The sequence below is a fragment of the Flexivirga endophytica genome, from assembly GCF_014640635.1.
GTDB lineage: Bacteria > Actinomycetota > Actinomycetes > Actinomycetales > Dermatophilaceae > Flexivirga > Flexivirga endophytica.
Genome location: NZ_BMHI01000001.1, coordinates 676,286 through 696,481, shown reverse-complemented (window position 1 = coordinate 696,481; position 20,196 = coordinate 676,286). Strand labels below are relative to the sequence as shown.

Here is a 20,196-nt window from a genome sequence, read left to right as displayed (position 1 = left end):
TGACCCCGTGCACTTCTACCGCCCGAGCGAAGGCCACCGCCTTGCCCATGACCCGTTCAACTCGATCGTCGCCCCGCGACCGATCGGCTGGATCGGGACAGTCGACGCGCAGGGGCGGCGCAACCTGGCGCCATACTCCTTCTTCAACGCGCTGCACTACACGCCGCCGCTGATCGGGTTCTCCAGCAACGGCTGGAAGGGCACCGCCGGAAACTGTGACGCCACAAGGGAATTCACCTGGAACCTGGTGACCCGTGACCTGGGCGAGGTCATGAACGCCACGTCCACCACGCACGACGTGGACGAGTTCGAGGTGGCGGGTCTCGAGGCCGCCCCGTCCACCGAGATCAACGCACCGCGGGTCGCCGCGTCCCCGGTCAACTTCGAGTGCCGGGTGACGCAGCTCGTCCCGCTGCAGTCGGCGCAGGGCGCGGCCGTCGGCAGCTGGTTCGTGGTGGGCGAGGTTGTCGGCATACACATCGACGAGCGGCTGATCGAGAGCGGCGTCTTCGACACGCTCGCCGCTGATCCGTTGATGCGCGCCGGCGGCCCGACGACCTACTTCGGCATCACCGCCGACACCCGCTCGGACATGCGCCGCCCGGACTGATCGGTATGGCGACGATCGCCGACTCAGCCGAGGATGACGATCGCCGCGAGCCACGCGGCCAGGACGATGGGGTAACCGGCCAACGGCCACCAGCTGAGCACGCGCCGCTTCACCGCTGCCCATATCAATCCGCCGAGGCCGACCACCAACGCGATCACCAGCAATGCCATCGAGATGAGCCACGCCGCGCCGGCGGCCTCCGACGAGACGCAGCCGCCGCCGCAACCGTCGCCCGACATCCCGATGCCGAGCGACAGGCCCACTGCGAAGAAGAAGTCGACACCCACCAGGCCGGTCGCGAGCACGACCGAACACACCACATCCACCGTGAACCACTTGCTGTCGGACCGGCGCTGACCAATCGCCGTAGCGGGCGTATGAACCGCGGGCGGTCGGGCTGGGTTCGTCATACCTGATGTCTCCTCGGTGATACCCGGTCACCGCACCGAGTCGCGGGTATGACGCGAGACCCCACTCGCCGGATCCCTCCCGCCCCGGCCGGTGACCGGCCAGTAACCAGCCCCGCGACATGGCGCCCACCCCGGGTCGTAGCCTTGATCTCGTGACTGTCGCACCTGAAGGCCGCAAGATGCTGCGCGTCGAGGCGCGCAACGCCGAGACTCCGATCGAGCGCAAGCCGGCCTGGATCCGCACCACCGCAAAGATGGGCCCGGCATACACCGGCCTGCATCAGATGGTGAAGACCCAGGGCCTGCACACCGTCTGCCAGGAAGCGGGCTGTCCCAACATCTTCGAGTGTTGGGAGGACCGCGAGGCGACGTTCCTCATCGGCGGCGACGTCTGCACGCGTCGCTGCGACTTCTGCGACATCGCGACGGGCCGTCCGACCGAGCTGGACCTCGACGAGCCGCGCCGCGTCGCCGAGTCGATCCGCGAGATGAACCTGCGTTACTGCACGGTGACCGGCGTCGCCCGTGACGACCAGCCGGACGGCGCTGCCGGCCTGTATGCCGAGACCATCCGACAGATCCACGAGCTCAACCCCAACACCGGTGTGGAGATCCTGCCGCCCGACTTCGGCGCCAAACCGGAGCTGGTCGGCCAGGTCTTCGAGGCCGGCCCCGAGGTCTTCGCGCACAACCTGGAGACGGTGCCGCGGATCTTCAAGCGCATCCGTCCCGCGTTCACCTACGAGAAGTCGCTGCGGGTGCTGACCATGGCCAAGGAGGCCGGGCTGATCACCAAGTCCAACCTCATCCTGGGCATGGGCGAGGAGGACCACGAGGTCGAGCAGGCGATCCGCGACCTGCACAACGCAGGCTGCGACATCCTGACGATCACCCAGTACCTCCGCCCCTCCCCCAAGCACCACCCGATCGACCGCTGGGTGAAGCCGGAGGAGTTCGTGCGCTGGTCGGACGTCGCGACCGATCTCGGCTTCCTCGGCGTGATGGCCGGGCCGCTGGTGCGTTCGTCGTACCGCGCCGGCAAGCTGTATGCCGGTGCGATGGCCAAGCTCGGCCGCGAGTTGCCGGAGCACCTGTCCCACCTCGCGGCGGCGGCGAGTTCGCCCGCGCGCCAGGAGGCGGCAGCGCTGGTCGAGCGAGCCGGCGCAGCCAGCGCCTGAAGAGTGCCCGGCCGCACTTCGTCCGACGGGCTCGGCTGACATATCCTGGAAAGCATGTCGACGCAGCCCGAGAAGAAGTCACGTTTTTCGCGTAAACCGAAGGACCCGGACAACCCCGGGCGCGTCTCGCAGTTCAAGACGCTCTATCAGGCGTCGGTGAAGCAGAACCCCAAGATCCCGCTGTGGATGGCGCTGACGTTCGTCATCACGCTGGTGGTCTTCATGTTCCTGCTCCACTTCATCTGGAGCAGCTGGATCTACACCGCGATCCTCGGCGCGATCTTCGGTCTGCTCGCCGCGGTCATCGTGTTCGGCCGGCTGGCCGAGCGCGCGGCATACGGCTCGCTCGAGGGTCGGGCCGGCGGCACCGGCGCGGCCCTGCAGAGCCTGAAGCGCGGCTGGACCTACGAGCAGGAGCCGGTCGCCGCCGAAGCCGGCCGGGCACGCCGCATGTCGGAGCTGTCCAATGCGGCCATGGTCTTCCGCGCTGTCGGCAAACCGGGCGTGGTGCTGATCGGAGAAGGCCCGACCGGCTCCTCCCGCAAGTTGCTGGAGTCGGAGCGCAAGCGCGTCAGCCGCGTTGCCGGCCGCGAGGTCCCGGTGCACATCCTGCGGGTCGGCGAGGGCGATGACACCGTCAAGCTCAGCGACCTGGCCAAGACCATGAAGAAGCTGCCCAAGACGCTCACCGACGCCGAGGCGAAGGCCGTCACAAAGCGGCTGCGCGCACTGGGCGCCGCCAAGCCGCCGATCCCCAAGGGCATGGACCCGCGCAACGCACCTCGCATGGACCGCAAGGCGATGCGCGGCCGCTGAGTCTCTTTGCTTCGACTCCTCGAAAGCCGGTCAGGCACCACGCGCAAGCTCGCGTCGGTTCCCGACCGGCTTTGTCGTCGTCTCCGCGGCCGTCGGCTGTTCGTGCGGTTGAGTCGATCCGGGCCGCTGCCTGCCGCGCTGCGTCTCCCCGGCGCCGCTGTCGACGACGTATCAGGTCTTGGACGTTCTTTGCCCGCGGACTATTCGTAGTCATAACGTGACGTTGTCAGTTACATAATTTCACGTTTATGGAGGCAATGTGTCCACATCGACCATCAGCATCGACCAGGACCGCGCCGAGCGCCTCACCGAAGCCGGAACAGCCTGGGCGAAACGCATCGAGGCCGACCCGGCCAATGCGAAGATCGTCTACGCCGTGAGCGGCACCGCCGTCGGATCGGTCGCGACCGAAATCACTTCTGGCAAGCACACTTTCACCGTCGACGAGCCCGCCGCCCTGGCCGGTGACGACGAGGCGCCCAGCCCGGTCGAATACGCCCTCGGTGCGCTCATCGGCTGCCAGGTTGTGGTCTACCGGCTCTACGCGCAGCAGCTCGGCCTGCAGATCGACGACATCCGGATCGAGGCCGAAGGCGACCTGGACGTGCGCGGCATCTTCGGCGTCGACGAGAGCGTCCGCCCGGGCTTCAGCGAGGTGCGACTGACCGCGCACATCACCGGACCGGAGTCACAGGAGGCGTATGACGAACTCCTCGCCACCGTCGAGGCGCACTGCCCGGTGCAGGATCTCTTCGCGAACGCGACACCCGTGAAGGGCACGGTCCGCAAGCGGTGACGGTCAGCGGACGCGGCGCAGCACGGTGCCGGCGAAATGATCGTGCATGCCGCGTCCGTACTTGTCCCAGATGACCGCCGGGACGAAGAGGCACAGCAGCACGCTGCGGATCAGACCCGCGAGTGGCCCGACCGGACCGCCGGACTCCTTGGTGACCTGCATCCCCATGACACGGTGACCGAGGGTCGAGCCGATCGTGCCGACCAGCAGTAGGTTCTCGACGAAGAAGACCGCCAGTGGTGTCCAGCTCGTGCCGCCGCCGCCGAAGCTGTAACCGAAGAAGCCGGCAGCGATCACCGAACACACCAGCCAGTCGATGATGACGGCGATGACCCGCGGGCCGAGCCGCGCCATCGAGCCCACTCCGCCGGTCGGCATCCCCAGGGCGGCGCCCGGGTATCCGTCGGCCGGTTCCGGACCGGGCTGCTTACGCGTCGTCACGAGCGTCCAGGGTAGACGCCGGCGGCCGAGTCTCATCTGGTGTGCACCTCGGTGTGGCATGGGACACACTTTCCGCAGGCCACTCGTTCTCCCAGCAATCTTTCAGGAAGAATGCCGATCCCCCACGGAGACAACGGGTTTCGCCATACACGCGGTGGTGTCATACCAATTTGCGCGTAACACGGCCGAAACACATGGGTCATTGCCGGGAAACGCCGACCCCGTAAGGTCATGCTCGACGCGGGGCGCCAGAGCCGCCCGCGAGAGATCACAGCGATGGAGGATCCATGTTCACCACGGCCGACGAGGTCTTGAAGTTCATCAAGGATGAGGACGTCGAATTCGTCGATGTCCGGTTCTGTGACCTTCCCGGGGTGATGCAGCACTTCAACGTACCCGCGGCGAGCCTTGACGAGGACGCCCTCAAGGAGGGCGCGATGTTCGACGGTTCGTCGATCCGCGGCTTCCAGGCGATCCACGAGTCGGACATGAAACTGATCGCGGACCCGTCCAGTGCCTTCCTCGACCCGTACCGCAAGCACAAGACGCTGATCCTCAACTTCTCGATCGTCGACCCGTTCACCGGTGAGCCCTACTCGCGCGACCCGCGCAACATCGCCGCCAAGGCCGAGGCCTACCTGAAGTCCACCGGCATCGCCGACACCGCCTACTTCGGCGCCGAGGCCGAGTTCTACATCTTCGACGACGTCCGCTTCGAGACGAAGGCCAACGCCGGCTATTACTACATCGACTCCGTCGAGGGCGCCTGGAACACCGGTCGTGAGGAAGACGGCGGCAACCTGGGCTACAAGCCGCGCTACAAGGGCGGCTACTTCCCCGTCGCGCCGGTCGACCACTTCTCCGATCTGCGTGATGACATCAGCGCCGAGCTCGGCAACGTCGGCCTCAACGTCGAGCGCGCCCATCACGAGGTCGGCACCGCGGGCCAGCAGGAGATCAACTACACCTTCGGGACGCTGCTGCAGTCCGGCGACGACGTGATGAAGTTCAAGTACGTCGTCAAGAACACCTGCTTCGCTGCCGGCAAGACCGCGACCTTCATGCCGAAGCCGATCTTCGGTGACAACGGCTCGGGCATGCACACCCACCAGTCGCTCTGGAAGAACGGCGAGCCACTCTTCTACGACGAGAAGGGGTATGGCGGCCTGTCCGACCTGGCTCGTTGGTATGTCGGCGGCCTGCTCAAGCACGCCCCGTCGCTGCTGGCCTTCACCAACCCGACGGTCAACTCCTACCACCGCCTGGTCCCCGGCTACGAGGCTCCGGTCAACCTGGTCTACTCGGCCCGCAACCGCTCGGCGTGCATCCGCATCCCGATCGCCGGCACCTCGCCGAAGGCGAAGCGCATCGAGTTCCGCATCCCGGACCCGTCGGCGAACCCCTACTTGTCCTTCGCGGCCCAGCTGATGGCCGGCCTGGACGGCATCAAGAACCGCATCGAGCCGCCGGAGCCGGTCGACAAGGACCTCTACGAGCTCCCCCCGGAGGAGCACGCCAACATCGAGCAGGTCCCCGACTCACTGCCGGCCGTGCTGGACGCGCTCGAGGCCGACCACGAGTTCCTGCTCGAGGGTGACGTCTTCACCGAGGACCTCATCGAGACCTGGATCGACTACAAGCGCACGCACGAAGTCGACCCGCTGCGGTTCCGCCCGCACCCGCACGAGTTCGAGCTCTACTACGACATCTGAGGAGTGAGGCGGACGTACGCCGAGCGCCAGCGAGGTGTGCCGCAGCCGAGCCCTGCAAGATGTCGTCATCAAGTACGACATCTGAGCCCCTCGCTAGGCGAGTGCGTATCGAGACCACCGAAGTGCCCCGAATCACCTTGTGGTTCGGGGCACTTCGCACGTAAGTGCCCCCAACGGTCAAGTACCAGCGGGTATGCCGCCAATAGCGCGTGCACGCGCCCCGAACGGTCAAGTACCCGCGAGTATGTCGCCGAGGCTCCGCGGAGTCGTCCGGAGTGATCGCTTGTGCTTGTCGTGGAGTCGCGGGCGACATACCCAACCGGACAGCGCAGCAACACAATTGGCAGCTACGCGACGTCGTCCGCGGCGCTTGCGGCTTCTCTGGCTCCCTCGCGCCTCGCCTGCAGATCTGCCAGGTAGATGATGCAGCCGAGCGCGAGCAGCACCCCGCCTGGTGCGGTCAGTCCCCATGCGATCGGCTTCCGGTTGCTGGTGGCGTCGGTGCATGCGTTTGAAGCATTCGACAGGTCGTTGTAACCGAGGGACACCCCAGCGGCATCAGCATCCATCGCGTTCGTCAGGTCGGCCACCAGCGCGGCCTGCGCATCCGGCTTGAACGCAGAGCCGCAGCTGACGCCGCCCTTCGTGATTCCACCGAACCCGAGGAACAACCCAAAGCTGGCCGCCCTGTATGACGAGGGCGTGCTGCGGCCCGTCGTCGAACGCACCTTCGACTTCGCGGACACCATCGACGCCATGGCGTATGTCGAGCAGGGCAGGCGGCACGGTGGCCAGCACCATCGAGGCGGCAGCCGATCACGCCTATGAGTTCATCGCGGCGCTCGGATTCGACCAGGTCGACGTCTTCTCCTTCTCGATGGGCGGATTCATCGCCCAGGATCTGATCGTCAAACATCCAGGTCTTGTCCGCCGGCTCGTGCTGACCGGCACCGGCCCACGCGGCGGCAAGGACATCGACAAGGTGGTCGGCACGACATACAAGGACATTCTCCGTGCGACCGTCACCAGGTCGGACCCGAAGGAATTCCTGTTCTTCAACCGCAATGAGGTCGGGAAGTCGGCCGGGAAGGCCTTCATCAAGCGTCTCGGCGAGCGCACCGCTGACCGCGACAAGCGGGTCAGCGTGCAGACCTTACGGACGCAGCTGAAGGCCATTCAGCAGTTCGGGCGCTCCGCGCCCGACGACCTTTCGGCGCTGCCCCGGACGCTCATCGCGAACGGAGACCACGACCGGATGGTCCCCACCGTGCTCTCGCAGGACCTGCACCGGCGCATCAAGGACAGCGAACTGGTCATCTATCCCGACTCCGGCCACGGCGGGATCTTCCAGTTCCACGAGAAGTTCGCGCCGGTAGCGGCGGGATTCCTCGGCGACCCGGTATGACGTGGTCAGTCGATGGGTGATCGTCTCGCGCGCTTGCGCGGCGAGTGGTCGATCTTCGTGCATTCCGACAGCAGCTGTATTGACTCTCCCCGAGCAGCTACCGCCGGACGGCGGCCGATCTAGAGCTTCGTCATCTTCCGGAACGGGCTGGTGACGCGCACCGTGGAGGTGCGGAAGTCAACGGTCACTGCTTCGGCCTCGCGGCCGACGACACGCCCCATTCCGTAGGAGTCGTGGCAGACGGCGTCGCCACATTCGAAGTGCTCGATCTCGACCTCGGCGGTCGGTGCGAAGGGACTGCTGGTCAGGTGTCGCCGCCGTGCGGGTGAGGAGGTCATCTGTTGAGTATGGACCCTGAAGATGAGAATCCCGACCGTCGTCCGTGCCCGAAGTCGGCAGAACGGCCGTATTGCCCCGGTTCCGCGGTGGGACCGGGGCATCTCACACGGTCGCGTCATACGCGAAGGTGACTCAGTCGTCCGGCTCCTCACACGTTCCCCGGTCGAAGACGAACATGTTCCCGTTCGGGGAGATGTGCCCGACGACCTGCACCTTGGCGTAGACGCCCCCGGATGCAGTCCGGATGACGAAGTGGTCGGTCTCGGTGCTCACGATCGGCATCGTGTCGCCCTCGGGGTCGGGGTCGGTCGTGGTGCCACCGAACCAGGACGCACCCGACACGGTGTAGATGTTGCCCGAGGTGTCTGTGAGCGTGACACCACTGGGGACGATGGTGGCGGTGAAGTGGTAGGTCCCACTGTTGTCGGCGTTCGAGTGGAACACCGTCGTTATCGTGCCGCTCTGCACGGTGAGATCGCCTGACTGGCAAGCGAATACGTCGCCGACGACGGACATCGTCTCCCGTCCGGTGAAGGGAGCTTGTGATGGTGTGGCGACGGCGGAGGTGGACATGGCGAGGGCGCCCAGCAGTGCGCCTGCACCCAGCGGTAGCCGGAATTTCTTCTGCATGGATCGTGCCTTCCTGGAAGCTGCCCGGCGACGACCGGACAGCGGCGTCGAGGGCGGACTAGTCCTCGGCTGGACAAGAAGTGTGGACACTCGGACGGCCCTCTGCACGGTTGCGTCAGCGGGACCCGGCGAATGCAAATACCGGCGTCCTTGCATGTCGCGACCGTAAAATCCGCCCGCCATACCGCCGTGCCATCCGGGTGCGTCCTTCGTTCTCGGGAGAATGGCTGCCATGAGACTGCGCCAGGTCATGTCCGATGTGTTCCTCGTCGAGGGCATCGCGTCCAACTGGACGCTGCTCCGCGAGGGTCGAGACCTCACGCTTGTCGACGCGGGGTATCCCAAGGACGTCGATGGCGTCGTCGCTTCCGTGGAGCAGCTCGGTCACCGGATCGAGGACATCCGCGGTGTGCTGATCACTCACGGGCACATCGACCACGTGGACGCCATACCCGCTCTGCAACGGCTGCACCCGCTGCCGACATACGCCGGCGAACGCGAGTTGCCGATGCTCCGCGGTGAGCGGCACGAGCAGGCCACGACCTGGGATGTCGTGTCACGGTGCTGGCGCCCGCGGGTGGCGAAGTGGGCGGTCACGATCGCTCGTGCGGGGGCACCGGCCGAGGTCCGTCTGCCGGACGCGCAACCCACCCTGACGGACGGCGCGCTCGACCTACCGGGCTCCCCCGTCGCGGTCCCGTGTGCAGGCCACACCAGCGGGCACACCGCGTATGCGCTTCCCGCGGCCGGCATCGTCGTCACCGGCGACGCTCTCATCACCGGGCATCCGATCGTCGCGCGCTCCGGGCCACAGTTGCTGCCGGCGTTCTTCAGTCATGACCAGGACGAGGCGAACGCGTCTCTCGACGCGCTCGCTGCCGTCGACGCCGACACCGTTCTCCCCGGGCACGGGCCGGTGTGGCATGGCTCGCTGCTGGATGCGGTGGACGCAGCTCGCGCGTCAGGTCAGCGCTGACCCGCTCGTCGCGTTTCGTCGATGCCAAACGGGAGCTACAGCTCAGGAGTTACAGCTCCCGCTTGGCATCGGACAACTGGTGTCCGTTGGGCGCAGCCGTCAGATCCCAATTCACCGGCAGTCCGAGGTTGGTCTTCAGGAACTCGTTCGCCTCCGAGAACGGTCTGCTCTCCCCGAAGAGCGGCAAGTTCTTCGCGGTCCACGCTGCTGGGTGGGCGGAGCAGATCATCGTGTGACGTTGCTGATCGATCGAGACTGTCCGCGCCTTCTTGATGGCAGAAGATCCCCAGAGCAGGAAGGCGACGTGGTCTTGTTCATTGTTGACCGCTCGAAGCACACTGTCAGTGAACAGCTTCCAGCGCTTGCGGTGTGCCGCTGACCCAGCTGCTCCCTCCTTCACAGTGAGAGTCGTGTTGAGCAGGAGCACGCCTTGTCTTCCCCATGCGCTCAAATCGCCGTGGGATGCCTCCACGATTTGCAGGGCGGGGTCATCGCGGAGATTTCGGTAGATCGTCGTCAGTGACCGGGGCACGTCGACTTTCTCCGGCACGGAGAATGCGAGGCCATTCGCCTGTCCCTCGCGCGGGTACGGATCCTGACCAAGAATCACCACGCGCACGTTGGCGAGGCTGGTCAAATGGAACGCCCGAAACACCTGGTGCCGCGGCGGAAACACCTTCGGGTTCCCCGTGTAGAGCTCGGCCACAATCTCGTCGACGTCTCCTCCGAAGCCATGCCTGGCCAAGGCTTCGGCCCAGTCCTGCGGAAGCTTCGACGCGTCCGGTTCGTCACTCATGCACAGTTCTCCTTCGGGCCGACCCACGCGTGGAACAACGGGATCCGGTCCCACGCTCCCCCGCGGGCAATCGCGATGACGGCGTGGGGGCGATCGAACGTGAGGGTCACCTGCCGGATTGTGCGAAACTCCGGCATCGGCGGTGCGCTGCCCGCGAGACCGAAGGCAGTCACCGCCGCGGCGCTGAAACCTTCCTCGTCGTACTTCGCGGAGACGTTCTGGCAACAGCTCAGATCGGAGCGCTCCGGGAGCATCGCCTGGATCGGCTGCGCCACCAGATCGACGCCTGGAGCCGCGCCGAGGTCATGGCTGTCGGTGACGGACCACTCGGGCAATTTCGCCTCCCACATCTCCGTTCCCTCCTCGGGCGCGTTACCACAGAACTGGCGCACGGTCTCCTGACAAGTCCACGAGTGGCCGTGCTCGACCTCATCGGCAGACAACTGGCCCGGGAACGTGTTGTTGCTAAGCCGTCCGTCGTCGAGCATCGCGACGACTTCGTCAACGGCGTCCCATACCTTCGCGGGAGCAACATCAGGCGCTGCGATCACGCTGATGACGTCGACGCCGTCGTCCGTCATCGGCCGCGCGACCGCAACCGGCCCGATCGACGTCTGGACAACGGCCTGAAGTCCGTCACGGAGGACGAGCATGTCGTCGTCCTCGCCAAGAGCGATTTCACTGCTCCACTTCGGGGTGAGCACCAGCGCAGATGCGAGAACGAGCATCGTGTCGGGATCGAGCTTCAGCGGGAAGGTCTCCACCACGCCACGGGTTTCGCGCTTCGCCCAGTCGTCGAGCGCATCCTGCGTCGGGAGTGCCGACAGCGTAAGCGGAAGCTGACGGGAGAGCTGAACGTCCTCCCGCAGCCACCCGCCGAGTGCAATCGCGACTGTCGGATGTGGCTCCTTCAGAAGTCGGGTCGCAGCTTGCTTCGCGTCCTCCGGGGTCAACCCGCAGATCCGACCGAATCCCTGTGGGTCTGTGACGACCGGTGCGAGGGTCGCCAACAGGAGCCACAGACCGGCATAGGACACCGCGCTCGTCTCATCACCGTGCAGGCTCGCGCGCGCCCTGGCGCCATACTCCCGAATGGCGGCGGCGACATCCACACTGTCAATGGTCTTCATCGTGCGTCGACCATAGCGAGCACCGCCGACACTGTCGGCGCGTCAGGTCAGCGCTGACAACTTCGTCCACTGCTTCCACGACAGCGCCCAGTCGTAGAGCTCGGTGCGGGTGTTGGCGAGCTTGACGTCGGTGCCTCGCACGTCGACCGGGTCGCCGTAGATCGCGGTCTTGTAGTAGGCCTTGCCGTTCGCCGTCGACAGGTTGATGCAGCCGTGGGAGACGTTCGAATTTCCTTGCTGCGCAACGGTGTCCGGGTTGGCGTGGATGAACTGTCCGTTGTTGTTGAAGCGCACGGCCCAGTGCTCGATCTCGTCGTAGTGGTAGCGCTCCGACTTCATCTCGACGGTCTGCTGCTTGTCGGTGACGATGTTGATCCCGGTGCGGGTGTTGCGGATCGGGTCCGAGCCCAGCCCGTATGACGCGGGGTATGTCGCCACCTTCGCGCCGTCCCGGTAGATAACGATGTTGTGCTTGCGCGCGTCCGCTATGACGACCTGCGAGCGCCCGATGTTGAAGTGCCAGTCGAGGTCCTGCTGACCGGTGATGCCGCCACCCCAGTCCAGGTGCGCCAGCGGCAGGATGACATGCACCTCGGTGTGCGCGGGCCAGTAGTTCTTGGTGCGGAAGTGCACGGTGGAGTTCGGTGCGTTGTCCGGCAGCCAGGCCCAGGACCCGGTGGCTTCCTTCCACCCGCCCCGGGATCCTGCCGGCCGGATCAGGACGCGCAGGTGCTTCTCGACCATGGCCTTGTCGGTGACCAGCGCCTCGAAGTTGACCACGATGGGGGCCGCGACACCGACCGTCTTGTCGACGCCGATGTTCGCGGTCGCGCGAACGGTGCGTATGGCGGCAGTCGACGTGACCTTCCCGTCGCTGACGGCGCCGGCCGGGGTGACCGCCTTCCACGACCACGACGCATCCGCGGCGATCGGCCCGTAGCTGACCCACGAGACACCATCCTTCGAGAGCGTCCCGCTGACGTCCGCGCCGTCGCCGTCCTGCACCAACAACGACTTCAGCTGCGCGGACGAGGTCAGCCGCACCGGGGCTCCGAACGGCACGGAACCCTTGTCCAGGCCCGCCACCGTGATGGTCGCCGGTTTCGCGGGCGGCGTGGATTTCGCCGACTTCGTCTCGGACGGTGCAGCGGCGCGGGACCTCCCGGGGCTCTTCTTGTCCTGGCCGTCGCCGCAGGCCGCGACGCCTGTCGTCAGCGCCGTCGCCAGCGCGCCACCCATCACGACACGTCGAGTCAGCTCTCCGGACACGTCATACCCCTCCCGAGGCCCCCCTCATGAGCAATTTACGTCCGCCAGGGTACGTACTCCAGGTCCCGGATCAGCGACCCGGGCACGCGGCACACAGGGAATCGAAACCGAATCGTCACTCGGCGCGCGCGCCGAACTTCCACCACAGCAGCGCCGCGATGCCCCCGCCGATCGCGGTGACGGCCAGCGGCACGACATGCCCACCCTCGTGGTCGCTGTATGCCGCGCGCACCGATCCGCCCGAGCGCCAGGACAGGATCGACCGGTCCGACTGCGCCGACAGCAGCGCCGTGTTGCTCTGGTAGGAGCCGGTCGACAGCATCGCCATCGCCGAACCGAGGGACCCCAGCGACGCGAAGGAGCCGACCGACCCCACCGAGAATGCCGACCCGACCGACCCGATCGAGCAGAACGACTCGGCAGAGCCGATGCAGAGCACCGAGTTGCGGGACGCGATGGACCATCGTGACGTCATACCGCGATCGTCGCACGCAACACTCGCCGACGCGCGAACTTTTCTCAGCTGTCGCCCGATGCTTTTCCGGCTCCCACGCGATGCATGTGCTTGAGCGCGGCGGTGTATGACGCGACGGCCGAGCACTCGAGGTAGGGGATCTCTCGCTCTGCGCAGAACTCGCGAACCAGCGGCTGCGCGTGGCGCAGATTGGCGCGGGGCATGCTCGGGAAGAGGTGATGCTCGATCTGGTAGTTGAGCCCGCCGAGGGCCGCGTCGGTGACGGGACCGCCGCGCACATTGCGCGAGGTGAGCACCTGCCGCAGCAGCGGGTCGTCGGCCTCCGCGCCCTGCAGGATCGGCATGCCCTTGTGGTTCGGCGCGAACGAGCAACCAAGGTAGATACCTTGAAGTCCCTTGTGGATCATGACGAACAGGACCGCCTGCGGCCAGGTCATCGTGAGGGCGAGCAGCAGGATGTAAGCGGCGAAGTGCGTCACGAGCAGGGTTGCCTCCACCGCCCTCAGCCGTAGTCCCGGCGCGAACAGCGCACGGACGCTGGCGAGGTGCAGGTTCATGGCTTCGAACACCAGCAACGGGAAGAAGAGCAGTGCTTGCTGGCGCGTCCACCAGGCGGCCACACCACGGCGCGACGTGCCCTGACTCGTGTCCCAGATCAGGACACCGCCGCGGACGTCCGGGTCGGTCTCCAGATCGTTGGGGTGTGCGTGATGTGCGTTGTGCTTTCGCACCCACCAGCCGTAGCTCAGGCCACTGAAGAGATTGGCGATCACCAGGCCGAGGAGTCTGCTGCGGCCGGCATTCCGGGTGACCTGCAGGTGGCCGACATCGTGTCCGAGGAAGCCGGTCTGGGTGGCGATCACGGCCATGGCCGGCGTCAGCGCGAGGAGCCACCACGAGTCCCGGTGGGTCGCCATCACTGCGACGGTCGCTCCCAGCGCCACCAGGATGATCGCGGCGTAGCCGGCGTAGCTCCACGGTCGTGGACGTAACAGGTCGTGGGCGCGGATCTGCCGCGCCAGGTCGCCGTAGCCGCCGGTCCGGACGACCGTCGGCGGCGGTCGCACGGGTAGTTGTGTCGGTCTCAGGTCAGTCATTTCGTTGCCCTCCAGGCCTATTCGAAGAGGTGCCCGTAGTGGGCGGTCGTGTGCGCGGCCGGTTGGCCGCCCTCGTTGTCCCACCGGTCGAGCCCGTTCCGAACGCTCCGATCGCGTCCGACAGGGGCGGCGCCGTAGTCACCGAGAACGATCTCGGCGAACTCGGCGTCGGTGCTCGAGGGGATGACCGTGAGCACCAAGTGGGTGAATCCGGTGAGTGACAGGTCGATGTTCTCCGGGTAACGGGCCCGGGAGAACCACCCCACCTTGGTCGTGCCCAGCGGTGTGTGGATTCGGCGTGGCCCGGTCGGCCACATGCCTTCGGTGTATGTCGCGCGGGCGATCCGCTGGTGCAGGGCTGCGTGCACGGCCACGTCGAGATCGGCCAGCTCCGTTGCCAGATTGGTGCTCTGCGGCCACCACGCACCGTCGGACGGGCCGATCGCCCGAGTGCCGGACAGGCTCCACCGCGTCGGGACCCGACCTACAGGAATGGTTGCGGCATCGGCGGTTTCAGTCGTCGTGATGGGTGAGTCGAGCATGACTGCCCCCTTCGGGAGCGAGAACAACTCCGAAATCGAGTTGCGGTGATCGGACGGTCAGGAGGTCCCTGATCGCCATTGCTTCGGGTACGAGCCCGTTCGGCGGCGGCAGGCGCCGGCTGCGAAAGGTGTCGGGCTACGGAGATCCGCGCGAAGCGCAGCTACGGGTAGATCGTGCGGGGCTGGCGCATCTCGGCCACATCCCATCTGGGCTCGAACCTGCGAGCCTCGTCTACAACGCAGGGAAGGCGGAACACCGTAAATCGGATCCGCGAAACGCTCCCTACTCCTTCAACAGTCCGCGAGTAACCCATCGCGGGCCAGACCGTCCACGAACACGACGGCCCTAGTGGTCGACCGGGAACTCCGCGGCAAGGAAGTCCACCGTATGACGCCACGCGGCGGCCGACGCCTCCTCGTGGTGGAACATCGGGTGCGGGTTGTCGAAGGCATGCCCGGCTTCGTCATACGTCTCGAACCGCACACCGTCACGGGTGACCGCGGCACGGATCCGCTCCACGACGTCGGCGGGGATGAAGTCGTCGGCCAGCCCGAAGTGGTGCAGGCTCGGCGCCGTGACGTCATCAGCGAGATCGAGCAGGCCGGGCAGCGCCGAACCGTAGTAGCTGACCAGCACACCCACGTCGGACGAGGCCGCGACGTTGAACGCCAGGCCGCCACCGAAGCAGAAGCCGACGACGCCAACACCGCCATCGATGTGCTCATCGTCGCGGGCAGCGACGACCGCGGCCACCCCGTCACCCACGGTGGTCGGCCAGTCGAGTTGGCTCATCAGCCCCATCGCCTGCTCCAGCGCGTCCTCGCGGCTGTAGTCGATCTCGGAATCCTCGAGACGCCAATAGATCTCGGGCACGAGAACGACATACCCGAGCGCGGCGAGGTCAGCGGCTCGCGCCTGGATGTAGTCGGTGACGCCGAAGATCTCCTGGAAGAGCACGATGCCCGGTCCGGACCCGGGCTCGGGAAGGAAACGCAGCGCAGGCATCGCGCCATCAGCGGTGGGTATGTCGATCCGTTCACTCATCACCGCAGTGTTCCACCACAGCGGCGTACGCTGCGGGAAATGAAGCAGGAGCCGGTCCAGCTCGCGGAGATCCTGGCGTCCTTGTCGCTGGCGACCGACCTCGGCCTCGGCCTGCCGGCGGAGCACGTCCTGCGGCAGACGGTGATCGCGGCACGACTGGCCGAATTGGCCGGTCTCGACGACGAAGTCCGTGCCGACACCTTCTACGTCTCACTGCTCGCCTGGGTGGGATGCGTCGCCGACTCCCACGAATTGGCAACGTGGTTCGGCGACGACCGGCAGATGCGTGCCGACAGCTACGGGGTGGATCGACGGCCGCTGAAGATGATGCCGTTCATGCTCTCGCACGTGGGTGCGGGTCGTCCGCCGGGACAGCGTATGGCGGTTGCCGCCCGCTTCGTCGGCGGCGGTTTCCGGGACGCGCTCGGCACCTTCGTCACCCACTGTCAGACGACAGGTGACATTGCCGACTGCCTCGGCATGCGCGAGTCGGTGCGCAGGTCGTTGTCCCAGGCATTCGAACGCTGGGACGGCAAAGGGGTCCCCGGCGAGGTCGGTGGCGAGGGACTGGAGCAAGCCATCCGGATCGTCCAGATCGCCGACGACACAGAAGTTTTCGCGCACTCCGGAGATGTGGACGCTGCGGTGGAGATGCTGGGGACCGGCCGCGGGCGCGAGTTCGACCCGGCTCTGGTCGACCTTTGCGTGGAGCACGCGGCCGCAATACTGCACGGGCTGGACGATCTCGATGCGTGGCCCGTCGTCATCTCCGGATGCGCAGCCCTGGATCGGACCCTTGGCGATGAGGAGCTCACACCGGCGTTGGAGGCGTTCGCGGACTATGCCGACCTGAAATCGCCCTGGTACCTGGGTCATTCGCGCGCCGTCGGAGCGCTGGCCCAACGCGCAGCGACGATCAGCGGCGCCGTCGATCCCGACTTGGCGCTTCGTGCCGGCCTGGTGCACCGGCTCGGTGCGATCGGAGTGTCGTCGTCCGTGTGGAACAAGGCCGAGCCGTGGTCCGCGGTCGAACGTGAGCGGGTCCGCACAGTCCCGTACCTGACCGAGCGGGTGCTGTCGCGCCAGCCGACACTCGCCCGGATCGGGCGGCTCGCTGCGATGACCCACGAGCGGTTGGACGGCAGCGGTTATCCGCGCGGGCTCACCGCGACGTCGCTCGATGGTCCGGCGCGGCTGCTCGCCGCCTCCGACTTCTACCAGGACCTGGTCGAGGCGCGACCTGGCCGGCCGGCGGTGGGCGAAGCGGAACGCGCGGAGGCGATGCACACCGAGGTCCGCGCCGGCCGACTCGATGCCGCGAGTGTCGAGGCCGTTCTGCACGCCGCCGGACACCGGGTGTCGCGACGGGTGCCGCAGGTGGCATCGCTCACCGCGCGCGAAGTCGAGGTGCTCGTCCTGCTCGTCCGCGGCATGAGCACGAAGGACATCGCCCGGCGCCTGACGGTCAGCCCGCGAACCGTCACCGCGCATCTGGAGCACATCTACGCCAAGACCGGTACGTCCTCGCGTGGCGCAGCGTCGATGTTCGCGCTGCGCCACGGTCTGGTCAGCGCCGAACAGCACTGGCAGCGCACGCCGTCGGAAGATCGGTAGTTCTTCCGATGTGGCGAGTTCCGGCTGCGCCATACAACTGAAGGCATGAACACGAACACGATCCCAAAGACCACATCCACCACCCGACCGCCGGTCAACGGCGAGCTGGTCCACGCTCTCAGTTGCCGCGACTTCCGGGCGTTCGAGCGCTGTCTGGCCGACGACGCCCACCTGCGCGCACTCGTGCCCTCCGGGCCTTTCGAACTCGACGGAGGAGCAGATATCGCCGCGCGGTTCGAGACGTGGTTCGGCGGGGCTGACGACTTCGTCCTGCTCGAAGCATCCGCCGGAAGCGTCGGCGCCAAGCGCTACCTGCGGTGGCGGATCCGGCTCAGCCCTCCCGGTCATCGCGGGGACGGCCGGGTCACCGAGCAACACCTGTTCACCACCGGACACGACAAGATCGAGACGATCGACCTGCTCTGCAGCGGCTTCCAGCACGAGCAGGTCGAGTAGGGCGAGGAACGAGCCCGTATCGAGACCCCGAGACCTCTCCCCCGCCCCGGTCCCTCCGCGTCCTCGGCCACCGAACTCGCTCAGATGCCCGCGGAGTTGTCGACGCCACCACGCACCGGTAGGTCGTCGAACACGGCCGGCGGATCTCGCCACAGCTCGGGCAGGGTGCCGGCCAGTGCGTCCTGCACCGCCCGCCATACGCGCTGTGGGGTGCACGGCAGATCGATGTGCCGCACGCCCAGATGACTGACCGCGTCGACGACGGCGTTCTGCACGGCAGGGGTCGAACCGATAGTGGCCGACTCACCGATCCCCTTGGCGCCCAGCGCATTCAGCGGCGTCGGCGTCATCGTCGACGCGGTCTCGAAGTCGACCAGGTCCATCGCACTCGGCATCGCGTAGTCAGCCAGTGTCCCGGTCATCGGCTGCCCGTCTGCGTCGAAGACGACCTCCTCGTAGAGGGCCTGGGCGATGCCCTGCGCGAGACCGCCGTGCTGTTGTCCCTCGACCAGCAACGGGTTGAGCACCCGCCCGCAGTCGTCGACCGCGATGTGTCGCAGCGGCCGAACGTGCCCGGTCTCGGTGTCGACCTCGACCACGGACACGTGCGCACCGAAGGGAAATGTCGAACCCTCCTGCTCGACGTCCAGACCGGCGGCGAGGGTCTCCCCCGCGTCGCGCGCTGCGCCCGCCACGTCGATCCAGGTGACCGATGCGCCGTTCGGGACCCCAGCCACGCCGAACGTTCCTTCTTCGGTGAGCACGATGTCGTCGACCGCCGCCTCCAGCAATGTGGCCGCGTGCCGCCGTGCCCGGTCGCGGACGTCGGCGGCGGCGGAAGCCACTGCGCTGCCGCCCAATTGGAGCGACCGGGACCCTCCGGTGCCGCCGCCACGAGGCACGACGGCCGTGTCGGACTGCACATAGGTGATCTTCTCCATCGGTATGCCGAGGGCGTCGGACACCAGCATCGAGAACGCCGTCGCGTGCCCCTGCCCGTGCGCGGAGGTGCCGGACGACACGGTTGCCGTCCCGTCGTCGTGGACGGTGACCGAGCCGTACTCGGAACCGCCGCCCGGAGCGGTGACTTCGACGTAGACGCTGACCCCGATGCCGAGTTGCACAGGGTCGCCGGATTCACGACGGATCGCTTGCTCTTCGCGCAGCTTGTCGCAGTCGGCGAGCCGTAGCACCTCGCGCAGCGGCAGGTCGTAGTCGCCCGAGTCGTATGTCGCCCCCATCGGGGTCGTGACGGGAAAGGCATTGGGGTCGATGAAGTTTCGCCTACGCAGCTCGACCGGGTCGATGTGCAGCTCATCTGCAGCGATGTCCATCATCCGCTCCAGGTGCGCCGCTGCCTCCGGCCGTCCGGCACCACGGAAGGCGCCCATCGGGGCGGTGTTGGTGACCGCGGACGCGGCGCCGTACGAGACGACGGGGACGTCATACACACCGGGCACCATGAGGGCGGTCATGTGGATCGGCAGGGCACCGCCGAAGCCGGCCCACGCGCCGGCGTCGCCGACCACCCGGGCGCGCAGTCCGATGATCCTCCCCGCGTCGGTGAGGCCGAGCTCGTAGTAGCCGACCTGTCCGCGGCCGTGCATGCCCTGCAGGTTCTCCGAGCGGGTCTCGACCCAGGCGACCGGCCGACCGAGTGCGCGGGCGGCGCCGATGACTGCGGTGTGCTCGGCGATCAGCCCCGCCTTGCCGCCGAAGCCGCCGCCGACGTGCGGAGAGATGACCCGGACGCGCTCCTGCGGCAGCTCGAACTCCTTCGCCACCATCTCCTGGAACCCGTGCGGCATCTGTGTCGAGACGTGTATGACGAGATCGTGCTCATCGTGCTCGTTATGGCCGGCCGGTTCGACCGCGATCGCGTTGCCCTCCATCGGCACGACCGCGACGCGCTGGTTGACCATTCGGGCACGTACGACGACGTCAGCGCCGGCCAATGGATCCTGTGCAGTGGCAGTGCGATTACCGATCACGAGGTTCGTGCCCAGCTCCGGGAACTGCAGCTCCGCATCCGGTGCAAGCGCTTCCTCTGCGTCCACGACCGCCGTGATGGGTTCGTAGTCGACGTCGACCAGCTCAACCGCGTCGACTGCAGCGGCCGGCGATTCGGCCACGACGACGGCGACCAACTCACCGACGAACCGCACCCGGTCGACGGCCAACGGCGGCCGGGGTACCTTCGGGTGGACCACCATCAGTCCGTGGTGCGGCGGCAGCGACAGGTCCGCGGCCGTGTAGACCGCGACGACACCGGGCGAGGCTGCCGCCTCGGAGGTGTCGATGCTGCGAATGTGTCCGTGTGCCAGCGGTGATCGCACGAACGCCGCATGCAGCAGACCGTTCAGTTGAAGATTGCCCACGAAGGTCGATGCGCCGGTCACCAGATCAGCGTCTTCGACCCGTCGGACCCTGGTCCCGAGGATTGAACCTGCCATGGAACG

22 protein-coding genes and 1 pseudogene are annotated in these 20,196 nt (G+C 66.9%); 10 read left to right on the top strand and 13 right to left on the bottom strand.

Annotation, left to right across the window (positions count from 1 at the left end; translation table 11 throughout):
* Positions 1-7: 7 nt before the first annotated feature.
* Positions 8-610, top strand: coding sequence for a flavin reductase family protein (locus tag IEX71_RS03150; RefSeq protein ID WP_188835478.1), 603 nt, complete (start codon positions 8-10; stop codon positions 608-610).
* Between the two features lie 23 nt (positions 611-633).
* Here IEX71_RS03150 and IEX71_RS03145 read toward each other — a convergent pair whose 3' ends face one another.
* Entirely contained in the window at positions 634-1,020 is a 387-nt protein-coding gene (locus tag IEX71_RS03145; protein WP_188835477.1) for a hypothetical protein, read from the bottom strand.
* Between the two features lie 152 nt (positions 1,021-1,172).
* On the opposite strand from IEX71_RS03145, the gene lipA reads away from it, so the two are divergent.
* The 3 genes from lipA (at position 1,173) to IEX71_RS03130 (ending at position 3,810) form a co-directional block, all read left to right on the top strand.
* Complete coding sequence (gene lipA, locus IEX71_RS03140; RefSeq protein WP_188835476.1) at positions 1,173-2,198, top strand: lipoyl synthase; 1,026 nt, start codon at positions 1,173-1,175, stop codon at positions 2,196-2,198.
* Between the two features lie 54 nt (positions 2,199-2,252).
* Positions 2,253-3,014, top strand: coding sequence for a DUF4191 domain-containing protein (locus tag IEX71_RS03135; RefSeq protein WP_188835475.1), 762 nt, complete (start codon positions 2,253-2,255; stop codon positions 3,012-3,014).
* A 259-nt stretch (positions 3,015-3,273) separates the two neighbouring features.
* Positions 3,274-3,810 carry an OsmC family protein gene (locus tag IEX71_RS03130; protein ID WP_188835474.1) on the top strand — a complete coding sequence of 179 codons (537 nt, stop codon included), beginning with the start codon at positions 3,274-3,276 and terminating at the stop codon, positions 3,808-3,810.
* 3 nt (positions 3,811-3,813) lie between these two features.
* On the opposite strand, the gene IEX71_RS03125 is transcribed toward IEX71_RS03130, so the two are convergent.
* Positions 3,814-4,251 (bottom strand): RDD family protein, encoded by a 438-nt coding sequence (locus IEX71_RS03125; protein WP_229749413.1) that lies wholly within the window; start codon positions 4,249-4,251, stop codon positions 3,814-3,816.
* Between the two features lie 287 nt (positions 4,252-4,538).
* Between IEX71_RS03125 and glnA the strand changes: the two genes are divergently transcribed.
* Positions 4,539-5,963: a type I glutamate--ammonia ligase gene (glnA, locus tag IEX71_RS03120; RefSeq protein ID WP_188835473.1), complete on the top strand. Its 1,425-nt coding sequence runs from the start codon at positions 4,539-4,541 to the stop codon at positions 5,961-5,963.
* 347 nt (positions 5,964-6,310) lie between these two features.
* Here the strand turns inward: glnA and IEX71_RS22390 are convergent, their stop codons facing one another.
* Positions 6,311-6,721, bottom strand: coding sequence for a hypothetical protein (locus IEX71_RS22390; RefSeq protein WP_229749485.1), 411 nt, complete (start codon positions 6,719-6,721; stop codon positions 6,311-6,313).
* On the opposite strand from IEX71_RS22390, the gene IEX71_RS22385 reads away from it, so the two are divergent.
* Together IEX71_RS22385 and IEX71_RS03110 are read left to right on the top strand one after the other, a co-directional pair.
* Positions 6,666-6,791 (top strand): hypothetical protein, encoded by a 126-nt coding sequence (locus IEX71_RS22385; protein ID WP_229749478.1) that lies wholly within the window; start codon positions 6,666-6,668, stop codon positions 6,789-6,791. The genes IEX71_RS22390 and IEX71_RS22385 overlap by 56 nt on opposite strands.
* Positions 6,745-7,368, top strand: a pseudogene (locus IEX71_RS03110) (alpha/beta fold hydrolase); the annotation flags it as partial. The gene IEX71_RS22385 and the pseudogene IEX71_RS03110, both read left to right, overlap by 47 nt.
* Before the next feature lie 119 nt (positions 7,369-7,487).
* Here IEX71_RS03110 and IEX71_RS03105 read toward each other — a convergent pair.
* Entirely contained in the window at positions 7,488-7,706 is a 219-nt protein-coding gene (locus tag IEX71_RS03105) for a hypothetical protein (protein ID WP_188835472.1), read from the bottom strand.
* A 133-nt stretch (positions 7,707-7,839) separates the two neighbouring features.
* Complete coding sequence (locus tag IEX71_RS03100; RefSeq protein WP_188835471.1) at positions 7,840-8,337, bottom strand: hypothetical protein; 498 nt, start codon at positions 8,335-8,337, stop codon at positions 7,840-7,842.
* Positions 8,338-8,569: 232 nt separating this feature from the next.
* Between IEX71_RS03100 and IEX71_RS03095 the strand changes: the two genes are divergently transcribed.
* Complete coding sequence (locus IEX71_RS03095) at positions 8,570-9,313, top strand: MBL fold metallo-hydrolase (protein WP_188835470.1); 744 nt, start codon at positions 8,570-8,572, stop codon at positions 9,311-9,313.
* A 49-nt stretch (positions 9,314-9,362) separates the two neighbouring features.
* Here IEX71_RS03095 and IEX71_RS03090 read toward each other — a convergent pair whose 3' ends face one another.
* From IEX71_RS03090 to IEX71_RS03060, 7 genes are all read right to left on the bottom strand, one after another.
* On the bottom strand, positions 9,363-10,109 hold the full coding sequence (locus IEX71_RS03090; protein ID WP_188835469.1) for a uracil-DNA glycosylase: 747 nt from the start codon (positions 10,107-10,109) through the stop codon (positions 9,363-9,365).
* Positions 10,106-11,239: a serpin family protein gene (locus tag IEX71_RS03085; protein WP_188835468.1), complete on the bottom strand. Its 1,134-nt coding sequence runs from the start codon at positions 11,237-11,239 to the stop codon at positions 10,106-10,108. The genes IEX71_RS03090 and IEX71_RS03085 overlap by 4 nt, the downstream gene beginning before the upstream one ends.
* Before the next feature lie 42 nt (positions 11,240-11,281).
* Positions 11,282-12,508 (bottom strand): L,D-transpeptidase, encoded by a 1,227-nt coding sequence (locus tag IEX71_RS03080; protein WP_188835467.1) that lies wholly within the window; start codon positions 12,506-12,508, stop codon positions 11,282-11,284.
* A gap of 115 nt (positions 12,509-12,623) precedes the next feature.
* Positions 12,624-12,983, bottom strand: coding sequence for a hypothetical protein (locus tag IEX71_RS03075; protein ID WP_188835466.1), 360 nt, complete (start codon positions 12,981-12,983; stop codon positions 12,624-12,626).
* Positions 12,984-13,027: 44 nt separating this feature from the next.
* Positions 13,028-14,080 (bottom strand): fatty acid desaturase family protein, encoded by a 1,053-nt coding sequence (locus tag IEX71_RS03070; protein WP_188835465.1) that lies wholly within the window; start codon positions 14,078-14,080, stop codon positions 13,028-13,030.
* Between the two features lie 17 nt (positions 14,081-14,097).
* Positions 14,098-14,622 (bottom strand): DUF5994 family protein, encoded by a 525-nt coding sequence (locus tag IEX71_RS03065; protein WP_188835464.1) that lies wholly within the window; start codon positions 14,620-14,622, stop codon positions 14,098-14,100.
* Positions 14,623-14,968: 346 nt separating this feature from the next.
* Positions 14,969-15,667: a dienelactone hydrolase family protein gene (locus IEX71_RS03060; protein WP_188835463.1), complete on the bottom strand. Its 699-nt coding sequence runs from the start codon at positions 15,665-15,667 to the stop codon at positions 14,969-14,971.
* Positions 15,668-15,706: 39 nt separating this feature from the next.
* Here IEX71_RS03060 and IEX71_RS03055 point away from each other — a divergent pair, with 39 nt between their 5' ends.
* Complete coding sequence (locus IEX71_RS03055; RefSeq protein WP_188835462.1) at positions 15,707-17,281, top strand: HD domain-containing phosphohydrolase; 1,575 nt, start codon at positions 15,707-15,709, stop codon at positions 17,279-17,281.
* A 45-nt stretch (positions 17,282-17,326) separates the two neighbouring features.
* Entirely contained in the window at positions 17,327-17,737 is a 411-nt protein-coding gene (locus IEX71_RS03050) for a nuclear transport factor 2 family protein (RefSeq protein ID WP_188835461.1), read from the top strand.
* A gap of 80 nt (positions 17,738-17,817) precedes the next feature.
* Here the strand turns inward: IEX71_RS03050 and IEX71_RS03045 are convergent, their stop codons facing one another.
* Complete coding sequence (locus IEX71_RS03045; RefSeq protein WP_188835460.1) at positions 17,818-20,190, bottom strand: xanthine dehydrogenase family protein molybdopterin-binding subunit; 2,373 nt, start codon at positions 20,188-20,190, stop codon at positions 17,818-17,820.
* Positions 20,191-20,196: the final 6 nt, after the last annotated feature.

What these genes read in the sequence shown, in the direction of transcription:
- IEX71_RS03060 (WP_188835463.1), bottom strand. Translation starts at nt 15,667, where the DNA reads ATGAGTGAACGGATCGACATACCCACCGCTGATGGCGCGATGCCTGCG.
- IEX71_RS03095 (WP_188835470.1), top strand. Translation starts at nt 8,570, where the DNA reads ATGAGACTGCGCCAGGTCATGTCCGATGTGTTCCTCGTCGAGGGCATC.
- glnA (WP_188835473.1), top strand. Translation starts at nt 4,539, where the DNA reads ATGTTCACCACGGCCGACGAGGTCTTGAAGTTCATCAAGGATGAGGAC.
- IEX71_RS03070 (WP_188835465.1), bottom strand. Translation starts at nt 14,080, where the DNA reads ATGACTGACCTGAGACCGACACAACTACCCGTGCGACCGCCGCCGACG.
- IEX71_RS03085 (WP_188835468.1), bottom strand. Translation starts at nt 11,239, where the DNA reads ATGAAGACCATTGACAGTGTGGATGTCGCCGCCGCCATTCGGGAGTAT.
- IEX71_RS03090 (WP_188835469.1), bottom strand. Translation starts at nt 10,109, where the DNA reads ATGAGTGACGAACCGGACGCGTCGAAGCTTCCGCAGGACTGGGCCGAA.
- IEX71_RS03100 (WP_188835471.1), bottom strand. Translation starts at nt 8,337, where the DNA reads ATGCAGAAGAAATTCCGGCTACCGCTGGGTGCAGGCGCACTGCTGGGC.
- IEX71_RS03075 (WP_188835466.1), bottom strand. Translation starts at nt 12,983, where the DNA reads ATGACGTCACGATGGTCCATCGCGTCCCGCAACTCGGTGCTCTGCATC.
- IEX71_RS03055 (WP_188835462.1), top strand. Translation starts at nt 15,707, where the DNA reads ATGAAGCAGGAGCCGGTCCAGCTCGCGGAGATCCTGGCGTCCTTGTCG.
- IEX71_RS03105 (WP_188835472.1), bottom strand. Translation starts at nt 7,706, where the DNA reads ATGACCTCCTCACCCGCACGGCGGCGACACCTGACCAGCAGTCCCTTC.
- IEX71_RS03050 (WP_188835461.1), top strand. Translation starts at nt 17,327, where the DNA reads ATGAACACGAACACGATCCCAAAGACCACATCCACCACCCGACCGCCG.
- IEX71_RS03145 (WP_188835477.1), bottom strand. Translation starts at nt 1,020, where the DNA reads ATGACGAACCCAGCCCGACCGCCCGCGGTTCATACGCCCGCTACGGCG.
- IEX71_RS03135 (WP_188835475.1), top strand. Translation starts at nt 2,253, where the DNA reads ATGTCGACGCAGCCCGAGAAGAAGTCACGTTTTTCGCGTAAACCGAAG.
- IEX71_RS22390 (WP_229749485.1), bottom strand. Translation starts at nt 6,721, where the DNA reads ATGGCGTCGATGGTGTCCGCGAAGTCGAAGGTGCGTTCGACGACGGGC.
- IEX71_RS03065 (WP_188835464.1), bottom strand. Translation starts at nt 14,622, where the DNA reads ATGCTCGACTCACCCATCACGACGACTGAAACCGCCGATGCCGCAACC.
- IEX71_RS03045 (WP_188835460.1), bottom strand. Translation starts at nt 20,190, where the DNA reads ATGGCAGGTTCAATCCTCGGGACCAGGGTCCGACGGGTCGAAGACGCT.